The sequence below is a fragment of the Heliobacterium mobile genome (assembly GCF_009720735.1).
GTDB classification, from domain to species: domain Bacteria; phylum Bacillota; class Desulfitobacteriia; order Heliobacteriales; family Heliobacteriaceae; genus Heliobacterium; species Heliobacterium mobile.
Genome location: NZ_WNKU01000006.1, coordinates 65553 through 78699 on the forward strand (window position 1 = coordinate 65553; position 13147 = coordinate 78699).

General features: G+C 50.0%; 11 protein-coding genes and 1 riboswitch. Of the genes, 3 read left to right on the forward strand and 8 right to left on the reverse strand.

The genetic code is table 11. The annotated features are described in order from the left end of the window. Nucleotide 1: 1 nt before the first annotated feature. The 3 genes from GJ688_RS07210 to GJ688_RS07220 form a co-directional block, all read right to left on the reverse strand. The gene (locus GJ688_RS07210) at nt 2-1759 is read right to left on the reverse strand and encodes a FapA family protein (RefSeq protein ID WP_170291766.1); all 1758 of its coding nucleotides are present in this window, start codon (nt 1757-1759) and stop codon (nt 2-4) included. Between the two features lie 338 nt (nt 1760-2097). After that, nucleotides 2098-3243 carry a sporulation protein YhbH gene (yhbH, locus tag GJ688_RS07215; protein ID WP_155475875.1) on the reverse strand — a complete coding sequence of 382 codons (1146 nt, stop codon included), beginning with the start codon at nt 3241-3243 and terminating at the stop codon, nt 2098-2100. Between the two features lie 12 nt (nt 3244-3255). Continuing rightward, nucleotides 3256-5151: a PrkA family serine protein kinase gene (locus GJ688_RS07220; RefSeq protein WP_155475876.1), complete on the reverse strand. Its 1896-nt coding sequence runs from the start codon at nt 5149-5151 to the stop codon at nt 3256-3258. 352 nt (nt 5152-5503) lie between these two features. Between GJ688_RS07220 and GJ688_RS07225 the strand changes: the two genes are divergently transcribed. The 3 genes from GJ688_RS07225 (at nt 5504) to GJ688_RS07235 (ending at nt 8498) form a co-directional block, all read left to right on the forward strand. Further along, nucleotides 5504-6337, forward strand: coding sequence for a response regulator transcription factor (locus GJ688_RS07225; protein ID WP_155475877.1), 834 nt, complete (start codon nt 5504-5506; stop codon nt 6335-6337). A gap of 16 nt (nt 6338-6353) precedes the next feature. Beyond that, entirely contained in the window at nt 6354-7748 is a 1395-nt protein-coding gene (locus GJ688_RS07230) for a sensor histidine kinase (RefSeq protein ID WP_170291767.1), read from the forward strand. A gap of 120 nt (nt 7749-7868) precedes the next feature. Beyond that, complete coding sequence (locus GJ688_RS07235; protein ID WP_155475879.1) at nt 7869-8498, forward strand: hypothetical protein; 630 nt, start codon at nt 7869-7871, stop codon at nt 8496-8498. Between the two features lie 72 nt (nt 8499-8570). On the opposite strand, the gene GJ688_RS07240 is transcribed toward GJ688_RS07235, so the two are convergent. From GJ688_RS07240 to GJ688_RS07260, 5 genes are all read right to left on the reverse strand, one after another. Continuing rightward, the gene (locus GJ688_RS07240; protein WP_155475880.1) at nt 8571-8729 is read right to left on the reverse strand and encodes a hypothetical protein; all 159 of its coding nucleotides are present in this window, start codon (nt 8727-8729) and stop codon (nt 8571-8573) included. A gap of 250 nt (nt 8730-8979) precedes the next feature. Further along, nucleotides 8980-9795: a MetQ/NlpA family ABC transporter substrate-binding protein gene (locus tag GJ688_RS07245; RefSeq protein WP_155475881.1), complete on the reverse strand. Its 816-nt coding sequence runs from the start codon at nt 9793-9795 to the stop codon at nt 8980-8982. After that, nucleotides 9795-10448, reverse strand: coding sequence for a methionine ABC transporter permease (locus GJ688_RS07250; RefSeq protein WP_155475882.1), 654 nt, complete (start codon nt 10446-10448; stop codon nt 9795-9797). The genes GJ688_RS07245 and GJ688_RS07250 overlap by 1 nt, the downstream gene beginning before the upstream one ends. After that, a complete protein-coding gene (locus GJ688_RS07255) occupies nt 10441-11469 on the reverse strand; it encodes a methionine ABC transporter ATP-binding protein (RefSeq protein ID WP_155475883.1) in 1029 nt (342 codons plus the stop codon). Before GJ688_RS07255 ends, GJ688_RS07250 begins: the two co-directional genes overlap by 8 nt. 103 nt (nt 11470-11572) lie before the next feature. After that, nucleotides 11573-11682: riboswitch (SAM riboswitch) on the reverse strand. Between the two features lie 245 nt (nt 11683-11927). Continuing rightward, a complete protein-coding gene (locus tag GJ688_RS07260; RefSeq protein ID WP_155475884.1) occupies nt 11928-13097 on the reverse strand; it encodes a double-cubane-cluster-containing anaerobic reductase in 1170 nt (389 codons plus the stop codon). Nucleotides 13098-13147: the final 50 nt, after the last annotated feature.

A 13147-nucleotide genomic window follows, 5' to 3' on the forward strand; every position in this document is an offset into this window, starting at 1 on the left:
CTTAAAACCTCCCTCTCTCCACGACGAGACGCCCATCTTCCGTACGGCATTTCACCTGCAGTTCAAGTTTTACCGTCTTTGATATCACGGTTCCAAGACGTAAAATCACCCCTGAATGAAGCACCTTCGCTGAAATGGTCCCTTTTTCGCCGACGACGGCTTCTGTCTCCACGTCCCCCGGAGAACCTAATTCTCCGCAAATGATCGAGAAACCACTCGCCGTTCCTCCACGAAAGACCCCTCGTACGGAGATATTCGACCCAGAGCGCACTTCTGAATTGATCGCAGAGCCATTTACAGTGACTGATCCTGAGCCAACAATTTGGCTATTCTGAACATTTCCGACAGTGACTTCAGCTGTTCTCGCCACTGATTCTTGAATATCTTGTTCCTTTCGAGCCATCTCATCCACTAAGGCGGCTACCTCATCGAGGGAATTAACCTTGGTTATACTGGGCCCAAGGAGCATCTCCTTCAATTCCTTCACCAGTTCTGGAATAACCTCAGTGCCTACTTGAATGACCTTTTCCACATAGCCCGGCACATCACGGTATTTATTTTCCATCAGCAACGCAAATAAGGGTCCATCGCCCGTTTGCGCCAAATCTTTGAATCGGAAAGCTGGATTTCTTTTTAACTGCTCTATAGCTTGCAAACAGTCCTGCATGCGTTTTACCAGTGGAGATAAATACAGCAATACCGATTTCAAGGAAGCCTGAATCCCACCCGCTTCCACAGTTCCACCAATGACATTTTTGCTAACGATAATATGGCTCCCAGCCATCAAATGCCCTCCATAGACGGAGCCATCCACCGTGATTGTCCCTGTTGCTTCTACAATAAACCCTTCCTGCACATCTCCTTTTATAGAGACGTCTCCCGGGAAATGGATATTCCCCGTTGTCAAATCTACACTTTTACATTCGAAAACCGGCAACACTTCCAACACCCGTCGAACCGGGTCCCAACGGGGCCTTCCCGACGTTGTGGCGACGTATTGGCGCCCTTTTACGGCCACCCCGTGGCCCACCTTGATCGCGAGCCCTTTGCCGTCCTTAGCCGAAATCACTTTACCCCGGACCGTTAAGCCCGGTTTTCCTCGCACATCTCCTGCCCGTATCGCCACTAATCGTCCAATCTCGACCCCGTAAACTGATTTTTCCCGATAATTGACGAGATCCTGTTCTCCTACTTCTCGCTGCTTCGGTTCCACCAAGCGAAAAATTTCATCTTCACCATTCAGCGCCGCTTGTCCCCGTGCTACTACAAACCTGCCACAGCGCTTTTCTTGCAGTGCAAGCAAGACTTCCTGCAAGTTCGTCTCTGCAGTGACACCTGCACGTTGAAGTGCTTGCACTACCTCTCCCTCCGAGATGTCGCCGGGCGGTACTTCCCGATCGATCTCCCCTTCTACCACCACCTGTACTGCAGGCTCTGTTGGTGCTGCCTTATATTCTGTTTTAGGCCCAAAGCGAGTCACCACTTCCGCTACCAACTCATCGCTCGATAAGATGACCTCGATTTCCGATAGTGCCGGAACTTCTTCAGGGACGATTCGAACCTTTGACTCTTCCGATACCACCACGGGTTCCCGAATCTCTTCGCCATCTACATAAACCGTTACGTGCTGTCCCGGAGAAACTACCGGGTACCGTCCGACACCGTTGGGGTTCTGAACTCGAACCAGGCCGGTCTGATCAATCCAAACTTGTCCATCAACGTTTATCGTAACGTCCTTTTCCGGTTCCTTTGATGACATGCAAACCACCTCTTGTGAACGCGAAATTAATTGCATATATTCGTGAAAAACGCCTTAATTCCTGCATCTGTATAATGGGGGCTTTGATCTAAGCCTCATGTTCTAATAAATTGATAGTAGAGGAAGATTTTTAAACAAACCTCTCGGGACTGGCGGTTTTAGTAATTTTAAAACCAAAGACCACGACTTCCGATGAACGGATACTACCACGGAGTTTTCGCTTGTTTAGAAAAGTTTTCGAAAGATGATGCAATTTCTTAGTTCCCGTAACTTAACTTTTGGCCACTCATTAAAAAACTACCTGAGTGAGGAGTCATATATCCTCACTCAGGTAGCTCTTATTTTGACTCCCCAGTCTCTCTAAAAAAAGTCTTCAACGCAGAATAGACTTCTGTCTTATCCCGGATGGTCACCGTAGAGAACTTTTCGTTTTGAATCTTCCGGAAGGCATTCATCAAGGTACTGGAAAAATGAGACCGTACGATTTCCCCATAACCAAACTGGTTCGTTTTATTTAAAAGGTCGCTGACGAGACGTACACAAGGTTCATTATCTGTAGACAGGTTGTCGCCGTCAGAGAAGTGGAACGCATAGATATTGTAATCCTGCGGCGGATATCGCTGATCGATGATGTCGTTAGCCAGTTGGTAGGCTGATGAGCACCGCGTTCCGCCCGATTCGCCTTTGGTAAAGAACTCTTCCTCGGTCACTTCCTTGGCTTCCGTGTGGTGGGCGATAAAGACGATCTGTACGGCATGATACTTGGTGCGTAAAAAGCGGGTCATCCAGAAGAAAAAAGTGCGGGCAATATACTTTTCGAAGTTTCCCATGGAACCAGACGTATCCATCATGGCGAGCACGACGGCGTTGGCATGCCGTTCATGATGAATCTCCCAGGTTTTGAACCGAAGATCATCGGGAAGGACGGGGAAAAAACCGGGGTTGCCGCGCATGGCATTGCGCTTATAGGCTTCTATCAGAGTCCGCTTGCGGTCGATATTGCTTTGCAGTCCCTTTTTGCGGATGTCTGTAAACCGATACGATTCGGTTTCCAGTTCCGGTGCAGCTTTCTGCTCCATGTTCGGTAGGCATAGATCGGAGAAGAGGATGGTTTCGATTTCATCGATATCGACTTCCGCTTCGAAGTAATCGACCCCAGGTTCATTGCCAGCACCGCCTTGACCTTTTCCTGGAGTCGGTTGCAGTTCGCGCCCAAGAACATCGCCGACCTTACTGTCGCCGTCGCCTTGCCCAATATGCTTTTGTTTGTTGAAGTCGTAGCGGATCCGGTACTCTTCCAAGGAACGGATAGGGACTTTGACGGTCTTTTGGCCGTCATTGAGGATCAGCGCTTCTTCGCTGATGATCGAGGGAAGGTTTTTTCGAATCGACTCCCGCACTTTTTCCTGATGCCGAGCCTGGTCTATATGTCCTTTCCGGTGGAGAGACCAGTCTTCCCGATTGAGGATAAAGTCGCCCGACAATCGCTCCACCTCCTAGCGGTTCAGGAGGGAACCCGTATACCGCAGTAGCTCGTTCGCACAGACGGGGCAGTAGCCGTGATCTTCGATGAGACGCGCGGTGACTTCGTTCATCCGCTTCAATTGTTCTGCGTTCGGCGTACGGGCCGATGTGGTGATTTTTACGACGTCCTTTAGATCGGCAAACAGTTTTTTCTCGATGGCCTCTTTCAGTCGTTCATGGGAGGTGTAGTCGAAGTTTTTACCTTTGCGGGCATAGGTGGACAGGCGGATGAGGATCTCCTCGCGGAAAGCTTTTTTGGCGTTTTCGCTGATCCCGATCTGCTCTTCGATGGACCGCATCAGTTTCTCATCAGGATCCATCTCCTCGTCGGTGATGGGATCACGAAGCTTGACACCGTTGCAGTAGGCTTCCACGTTGTCGAGGTAGTTGTTGAGCAGTGTCCGGGCCGATTCTTCGTAGGCGTAGACGAACGCTTTTTGGACTTCTTTTTTCGCAATGTCGTCAAATTCTTTTCGGGAGATGGCGATAAAGTTCATCAGCCGGTCCCGCTCCTCCTTGGTGATGGAGGGATGTTGATCGAGTCCATCTTTGAGGGCGCGGAGCACGTCGAGCGCGTTGATGCAGACCGTATCCTTGCGAATGAAGGCCGAAGAAAGACGGTTAATGACATAGCGAGGATCGACACCGCTCATCCCCTCGTCGGTCACCTCATTCTGCAGTTCGACCAGGTCCTTTTGCTTAAAGCCCTCAACATCCTCCCCGTCATAGAGCCGCATCTTTTTGACAAGGTCCATGCCTTGTTTTTTTGATTCCTTCAGTCGCGACAGAACGGAGAAGATCGCTGCTGCCCGTAGGGCATGGGGAGCGATATGGATGTGTTGAAGATCGGACTGCTTGATGAGTTTTTCGTAAATCCGAACTTCATCACTGACTCGCAAGTTATAAGGGACTCGGACCACGATCATCCGAGAGATGAGCGCTTCGTTTTTCTTATTGGAAACGAAAGTTTTATATTCGCTTTCGTTTGTATGGGCACAGATCAGTTCGTCGGCACTGATGAGAGCGAAACGGCCAGCTTTAAAATTGCCTTCTTGGGAGAGTGACAGGAGGTTCCAGAGGAATTTTTCATCGGCTTTGAGCATCTCCTGAAATTCCATAATCCCCCGGTTCGACTTATTCAGTTCGCCATCAAAACGGTATGCTCGCGGATCTGATTCGGAACCGTATTCCGATATGGTGGAGAAGTCGATAGAACCGGTCAAGTCCGCGATATCTTGGCTTTTCGGATCGGAAGGGCTGAAGGTTCCGATACCGATCCGTTTTTCTTCGGAAAAGAAGATTCGCTCCACCGGTACTTCTTCGATGCGACCGGCCCATTCCGTCTCGAGACGCATCTGGCAGTGGGGGCAGAGGTTTCCTTCAATGTAAAGTTTGTTCTCGTTCATGAAGTCTTCCCGCAGTTCCTTGGGAATGAGGTGAAGTGGTTCTTCATGCATCGGACATCCCTTAATGGCATACACAGCCCCTAGGGCTGTTCGGCTGTACTGTTCCATCCCCCGTTTTAACATCGTTACGATGGTCGATTTTCCCCCAGAGACGGGCCCCATGAGCAACAGGATCCGTTTGCGCACTTCGGTCCGGCGGGCTGAGGAATGGAAGTATTCTTCGATAAGGGTTTCCAAGGTTTTATCCAAACCATAGATCTCATCATCGAAGAATTTGTAACGGCGAACCCCGTTGACCTCTTCCACTCCCTCGGAAACGATCATGTTATATATTCGGGAATGGGCCAGTTGGCTGATAAAGGGACGCTCTTTGACCAAAAGCAGATACTCCCGGAAAGTTCCTTCCCAGGCTAACTCTCTTTCCCGCTGACGGTAGTTTTCAAGCTTATGAAAGAAATCCAAAATCATTCCCCCTTGCAAGTAGTGTGAGGGTATGGTGAACATAGGCTTGTCGAAGTGGTTACTTCTACCTTATGCAGGGAGGTGAAGAAGAAACACTGAGGCTGTCCTTTGCTAGAATTTGCTTATTTTAATCGATGAGCTTACTTTTTAGTTTTAAAACAAAGTTACCACTTTGGATTTTTCTAAAAACAAGTTAGAGTTGACTTGTGCTTTATTACAAACTAACAATAGAATAAAAGCCAGATGGAAATGCTCCCTATTAACCCTTTCGTATAAACATCGAGCCGAAAAGTCGGATGTTTAATATATTCGTTATTCAAACCACCCCTAGCCACGAAGGAGGTTTTCTCTCATGGCTCTCATCTATGTCGCCGATGATGAACCACCTATCTTGGATCTAATCACCCGTTACCTTTTAAAAGACGGTTTTGACGTTCAAGGCTATACGAACGGAAAGGATATCTTGGATGCTTACCGACAACGAAAGCCTGACCTGATCATCCTCGACATCATGATGCCTGGCGTCGATGGGCTGGAGATCTGTAAAATAATACGCCGGGAAAGCGATATCCCCATTATCATCGTATCGGCGAAAGATGACGAAATCGACCGTATCGTCGGGCTAGAACTCGGCAGCGACGATTATCTCTCTAAGCCTTTCAGTCCTCGAGAACTGGTGGTTCGGGTAAAAAACATCCTTCGTCGCGTCACCTTAAGCTCAGAACACTCTTCGGCAAGTGTGACAACACCCGTAGCTGTACAAACGAGGTCTGTACAGCCAACATCTGAACACTCCCTACATATTCCATCTAACGCTACTGCTGATGCCTATGGCCAGCAAGAGGTAAGTCAAGGAACTTCTTCCCGCACCTCTGACGCAGATGCACTCCCCCACGTCCTTTGTCATGACCTTCAGGTCTGGCCCGAAGCTCGAAAAGTTTCCAGCCCTAAGGGAGACTTGGATCTGACGGCTAAAGAGTATGAACTGCTTTGCTTCCTCATCACCAACCGAAAAAAGGCTTATACCCGCGACCAATTGCTGAACCAGGTCTGGGGATATACCTATACCGGCAGCCCCCGCACCATCGATGACCTGATCAAACGACTCCGAAAAAAACTAGTCCACGGAGGTTCATCCTTGGAGATTAAGACCGTTTGGGGCTACGGATATATAATCGAAGACTAGAAATGAGATGGAAATCATGGCGAAACCCTATCTTCGCACGTCTACAACACTCTCTTTCGGGAGACGGATCATCGTCAGCTATTTGATCCTTCTGGTCATCGCTTTTATCATCGCCGATATATCTTTTAACACGCTCACCCGGCAATACCTGATCAAGGAGACAAAAGCCGGTCTGCTGGAGCAGGGAAACATCATCGTCTCCATGAATAAAAAAGCCACCTTAAATCCCTTAGCGGAATTGCGGGTGAACCGGATCCTGCTCAACACCCTCGAGGCGAATACAGTTGTCGTCGATACGAACGGAATCATCATCAATTCAAACCGTCCCCGCCGCTACCCGGTAGGCGAAAAGTTTGTCTATCCCGATCTGCCTAAGGTACTAGCCGGAGAGACGACAGACAAGCTGTGGAGTAGTGGCAGCGAAGATATGGTCGGCGTCGGGGTACCCCTTTCCGCAAAAGACGGCTCTATCGCCGGCGGGGTGATCCTCTTTTCTGCGCTGGAAAATATCGATAGCATGTCCCGGCAGATCAACCGGCAGATTCTCAAAGGCCTATTCATTTCGAGCATTATTGCACTGTTCATCGGAGTTTTCATGTCTCGTTCCATCGCCAACCCTGCAAGCAAACTGAAATCAGCCGCCTTAGCTCTAGCCGATCGCAAGTATGATGTGGAATTACCAGTCGAACGGACTGATGAACTCGGTGAATTGGCCCGCTCCTTTCATATCATGCGGGACCGGATCAAAGCCTACGATGAAATACAGCGCTCTTTTTTACAGACGGCTTCTCACGAACTGAAAACACCACTCATGTCTATTCAAGGTTATGCCGAGGGCATCAAAGACGGTGTCTTCGAAGGGGCTGACGCCGAGAAAAGCTTAGACATCATCATCAGTGAGAGCCGGCGCTTAAAAGGCATCGTAGACGAAATGATCCTTTTATCGAAACTGGAGTCTCTCGACGGCATCTACCACTTTCAACCGGTCACGGCTGGACAAATCGCTTATGAAGCGGCTGAAAAAATGCGCGGATTCGCCCTTGAACTGCAAAAAGAAATTCGATTTACCGACGAAAGGAAGACCCAGTCGTCACCGACTTTCCCCGGTGACCGGGACAAACTGATTCAAGCGGTGATCAATCTGTTGAGCAATGCCCTTCGCCATGCCAGGTCGCACGTTGAGATCGTCGCCGGCGATGATTCGATCCGGGTCCGCGATGATGGGGACGGCATCGCACCAGAGGAAATTCCGAAACTGTTTCAACGGTTCTATAAAGGGACTCGCGGCGACACGGGCTTGGGATTGTCCATTGCACTGGCTATCGTCGAAAAACATGGCGGCCGTATCGACCTCTCGAATCGCCCCTCTGGCGGCGCCGAATTTACACTGACTTTTGCTCCCCGAGCATGAAAATCACACAGAAATTCCACAAATCCCTCATTTTTGTGCCATAAGCGGTAGGTAGAATAAAAACTGTCGAAAGACATTCGAACAACTAAACGCTTTAGCACTAAAAAGGAGGAATCCCTTATGAAACGATGGCTGACTACGATCGTCTTAGGCTCAAGCCTGCTCATGGCTCCTGCTGCTTTTGCCGCTGACGCCACAACCACGACAGACCCGGTTCTCTCTCCCGTCATCACGACGGACGACAGCTCCCTGACCGATCCGGTAAGCACCTCTGCAGATTCCGGCAAAATGACTGCGGCAGAACGGCAAGCCTGGAAATCGGCGCTGGCACCGAAACAGGAACAATTGAAATCTCTGCGGCAACAAGTCAAAGACCTTCGGGGTAAACTCAAAGCGGAAACCCAATTGAATAAAGATGCCCGCCATTCCTTGCAAGGATCTCTGTCCAAAGAACAAAAGCAAACTCTGAAAACATCGCTCCAACCGAATGCGGAGCAACGGAAAGCCCTTCATGAAGAGTTGAAAAATTTACAGGGCCAACGGAAACAAGCGGTAGAAGCACTGAAAGCGGCCCGGAGCGCCCACGATCTGAATGCGGCGCAAGCGGCACTGGACCAACTCATCAACCTGGAACAACAACTCCTCGATAAAGGAAATCAACTCCTCACCGTAAAAGGATCGATTCACGATATCCTGACTAACGCAGCTCAACCGGCTCCAGTACAATGGGCTGCGGCAAACCAACAATAATAGACGTTCCTTATTGAACAGCAGCGAAGCAAAAATCCAGCCCGATGATGGGCTGGATTTTTGCTTCGCTGCTCAGATCCGTCCTTTTCCTGCCTTCACATTCCGAATGATCGCTTTTTCGGACCGATCGGAAAATTCCGTTGCAGCGACAGCGGTGATATTTTCCGGATCCTGGGCTGCAATGTTACGAATCGACTGGTTACCTTGGAGAGTCTCATTCCCTGTCGTCAAAATATTATCGACCTCCCATAAAAAGATGTGGCTCCCTTTAAAATCTGTTGACGTTAGTCCCCACCTCTTAGTTACGATATCAGTATGCCCCACAGGAAAGTGGCCCTTCCCTACGCTCTCGTATTCGGCGATCCTTTTTTCCGTTCCCGTAATTCTAAAGGGCCGGATCGTTTCCCGAACAAAAAAGTCATCCCCGATAGCAGGTACGCTTTGGGGATGACTTTTGGCTATGTGGTCTGGCTATGTTCGATTAAAAGGCCGCTACGACAGCACCTTTGTACTTTTCATCGATAAACTTCTTCACTTCGGGGCTGGTTAACGCCTTCATCAGCTTCTGAACGGCTTCATTGTTCTCATTGCCGGTCTTGACGACGACAATATTCACGTAGGGAGAGTCCTTGCCTTCCATGGCGATGGCGTCCTTCACCGGGTTGAGACCGGCACCGAGGGCAAAGTTGGTGTTGATGACGGCAATGTCCGTGTCATCGAGAACCTTAGGCAGCATAGCCGCTTCCAGTTCTGTGATTTGCAGTTTCTTGGGATTGTCGATAATCTGTTTTTTCATCGCTTCTGTACCTGCATTCGGTTCCAGTTTGATCAGGCCTTGGGCTTGCAGCAGCAACAGGGCACGGCCTCCGTTGGTCGGATCGTTGGGGATAGCGACTTTCGCTCCCTCTTTCAATTCGGTCAGGGCTTTTACCTTTTGGGAGTAAATGCCCATGGGCTCGATATGAACGCCGCCGACGGAAGTCAAGCTGAGGTTGTGTTCTTTGGCGAAACTCTTCAGGTACGGTGTATGTTGAAAGAAGTTGGCCGACAATTCACCGTCGGATACGGCCAGGTTGGGCTGAACATAGTCGTTGAACTCAACGATTTCCAGGTTGATGCCGTCTTTCGCGAGAATGTCTTTGGCGATTTTCGCGATTTCGGCGTGAGGCACTGGGGATACACCGAGTTTAATGGTTTTGGACTGGCTGCCGGTGTCTTTGGCTCCGCAGCCGGCGATGCCGAAAGCGGTGATGATGAGTACTAGGATCAATCCAGTAACTTTGATGAATCTTTTCATTACAGTAACCCCCTGTTTTTTCGAATTTTGCTTGTCAGGAAATCTCCAATACTTTGAAACACTTGAACCATGACGACAAGGATGACCACGGTCACCCAGGTCACTTCGTTGTTGTTGCGCATGTAGCCTTCGCGAATCGCTAGGTCGCCCAATCCACCTCCTCCCACAGCACCGGCCATGGCCGAATAACCGATCAAAGTGACAAAGGTGATGATGATGCCCAACAGAATTCCTGGCAGAGCTTCCGGCAGCAGGACCATACGGATGATCTGCCACGGCGTCGCCCCCATGGCCCGGGCGGCCTCGATGATGCCTTTATTGATCTCTTTCAGCGATGATTCGATCAACCGAGCCACGAAAGGGATGGCTGCAATCGTTAAGGGAACGATGGCCGCCGTCGTACCGATACGGCTTCCGACGAGGACCTTCGTCAGCGGTAGAATCGCCACCAGCAAGATGATAAAGGGAATGGAGCGAAAGACGTTGATGAGGAAACCGAGTGTGTTATTCAAAAGACGGTTCGGTCCGATGCTGCCCTTTTCCGTTACCACCAGAAGGATACCGAGCGGGATCCCCAGAACGGTCGCTACGGTCGAAGAGATGAGGACCATGTAAAAGGTCTCCCAGGCAGACTGTAGGTATGTTTCAACCATGGCGGATCACCTCCAAGCGGACATGGGTCGACCGGATATACTCGATGGCATGCAAGATATTTGTCTCTTCACCGGTCAGTTCAATCAGCAGCGTGCCAAAGGCGGTGTCACGAAGGCTGTCTACGTTGCCGAAGAGGATATTGGCATCTACATCAAAGCGGCGAATCACCGTTGAAATGAGCGGTTCATTAACCCCTTCGCCGACAAAGCTCACCCGGATGAGCACTCCCCGAGGTGACTGATGAAACAGTCCCTCTTCCAAGAGGTGCTGGAGCTTGTCCCCTTCCAAGGCGCCCTGCACAAACTCTTTCACGACCGGTGAACGGGGATTGGTAAAGATCTGGCGCACCGAATCGGCTTCAATGATCTGACCATGTTCAATGAAAGCGACGTAGTCGCAAATCTCTCGGATGACATTCATCTCATGGGTGATAAGCACGACCGTCAGGTCCAACTTCTTGTTGATGTCGCTGATCAACCGAAGAATCGATTGGGTCGTCTGTGGATCCAGGGCAGAGGTGGCCTCATCGCAAAGGAGGATCTTCGGGTGATTAGCCAGCGCCCGAGCGATCCCGACCCGCTGTTTCTGACCACCGCTCAGATTGGATACGTATGTATCAGCTTTCTCTTCTAACCCCACCAGCGGCAGCAGTTCGGCGACCCTTGCTCGGATTTGTTCTTTCGGTACACCGCAGATTTCTAAGGGAAAGGCGATATTCTCAGCGACTGTCCGGGAAGTGAGCAAGTTAAAATGCTGAAAAATCATGCCGATTTGCTGGCGAAGGACACGCAGTTGGCTTTCACTGTATCGGGTAATGTCCTCTCCATCGATGATGACGTTGCCCTCTGTCGGCCGTTCCAGCATGTTGATCGTGCGGATGAGCGTGCTTTTTCCGGCGCCGCTGGGGCCGATGATGCCGTAAATCTTCCCTTTGGGAATCGTCAAGGTGATGCCATCCAGGGCATGCAGCGGTCCGCTTGGTCCCTGGTATGTTTTCCTCAAGCTCTTTATCTCGATCATTTCGCTAAGTACCTCCTTGCATGGACCATTTCTGTTTATACCATCGCAAAAAATAAAAAACCTCTTCAAATAAGAAGAGGTTTGCGCGCAGGAAAATACCCTCCCCTTATCTCTCAGGACACTTACGCATCCCGCAGGATTTGGCACCGTGTTTTAGAAAAACCGGTTGCCGGGCTTCATAGGGCCAGTCCCTCAGCCATCTCGTGATAAGAGCTCTGTATGCTGTTTACGAAAGAGAGTATACCAAGCAAACTTCATGATTGTCAACACATGCACAAAATCTTGCTCTTCCGTCAATTCACATTATTGAATCAATCAAGAAAGGGACACTTCCACTCGAATGAAAAAGCCCCAGTGTTCTATGGTTATTGAACACTGGGGCCATTACACCCAGAACTTCTAACAAGAAATGAGGTTATAATGCTAGTATTTTGCCAATACAGCAAATCAATGACTGACTACATATCCTCTAACATTTCAAGAAATGCCTGTACCCGGGTCTTGATCTGCTGGCTGTCCCCTTCAGAGTAATCCGTCTCGATATGCAGCACCGGTGTACCCCGGTGTTCTTTCAAATAGTCGCGGAGTACCCGGGCTTCCACGTTATAGGTGTGACATCCTTGCCAGGTGATATCGACGACGCCGTCGGCTTTGAACTCATCGACTAACCGGGCGAGCAGTTCCATCCGGTCTGGATTGGGGCTCATACAGGAACAAGGGGTGGCGAGATATTTTTCGGCGATGGCTTCGAGAGGCGTCTTGGTCTCATCGACCAGGCGGATGAACTGTTTCATGCCGGCGCAGTTTTCCAAAAAGACGACGGCAGCGCCCGATTCTTCGAGAATACGGATCACCTTCTCTGTACCGACGCCTGTAGGCACGCCGGTCACAATGATGCGTTTGGCCCCCTTGGCTGTAGCGCCAACGCCTTCGGCGACGCGTTCATCCAGCTCTTTCATCAGTTCCTCGACCTGTTCGGCAAAGGCCGCCCGATCAAAGACGAAGTTTCGGGACCAGAGCACTTTGAGCAGGTCCTGTCCGGAGAAAGGAACGGGATCATGTTTCAGATAACCAGCCAAGCGCTGCATGAGACGGCGCTCTTGATTCAATTCTTCGATGGCGGCGGCCATGGCTTCTTCCGTGATAGTGACCTGGAAGTAGTCCTCCAGATAAGCTTTGAGCCGAGCCACTTCAGATAGCCAGTAAGTCTGGCTGGCCTCATCCTTATTACTGGGCGGTAAATTCATCACCATCAAGGGCTTAAATTTACCCATCAGTTCAAACATCTTCTTCTTGCCGTCACAAGTCGTCTCACCGAGAACCAGGTCTGAATGCAGGAAGAAGGGACATTTGTCGGTGATCGCAAAGCCATAAGACGATTTTATTAAAGGACAAAAATTCCGGGGAAGGACCTTTTCCCCGTCAGCGATGGGCTCCTCTTTCGTAGCACAGAGGGCCACAGGCACTCCGCCAGCGGCAACGATCAGTTCCTGAGGTGCAAAAACGCAATAGTGACCGACCACTTTTTTCCCCTGACTTTTCGCTTCCTCGATGGTCCCGGCAGCCCGAGGGATGGCTACATCAAAAAAGGCCATGGAAAAGGGACGTTCTTCGGCAATTCGAGACATAGTATAACTCCTCCCTGATGATAAATTAAGAAACTAAGTTCTTGCGGCAA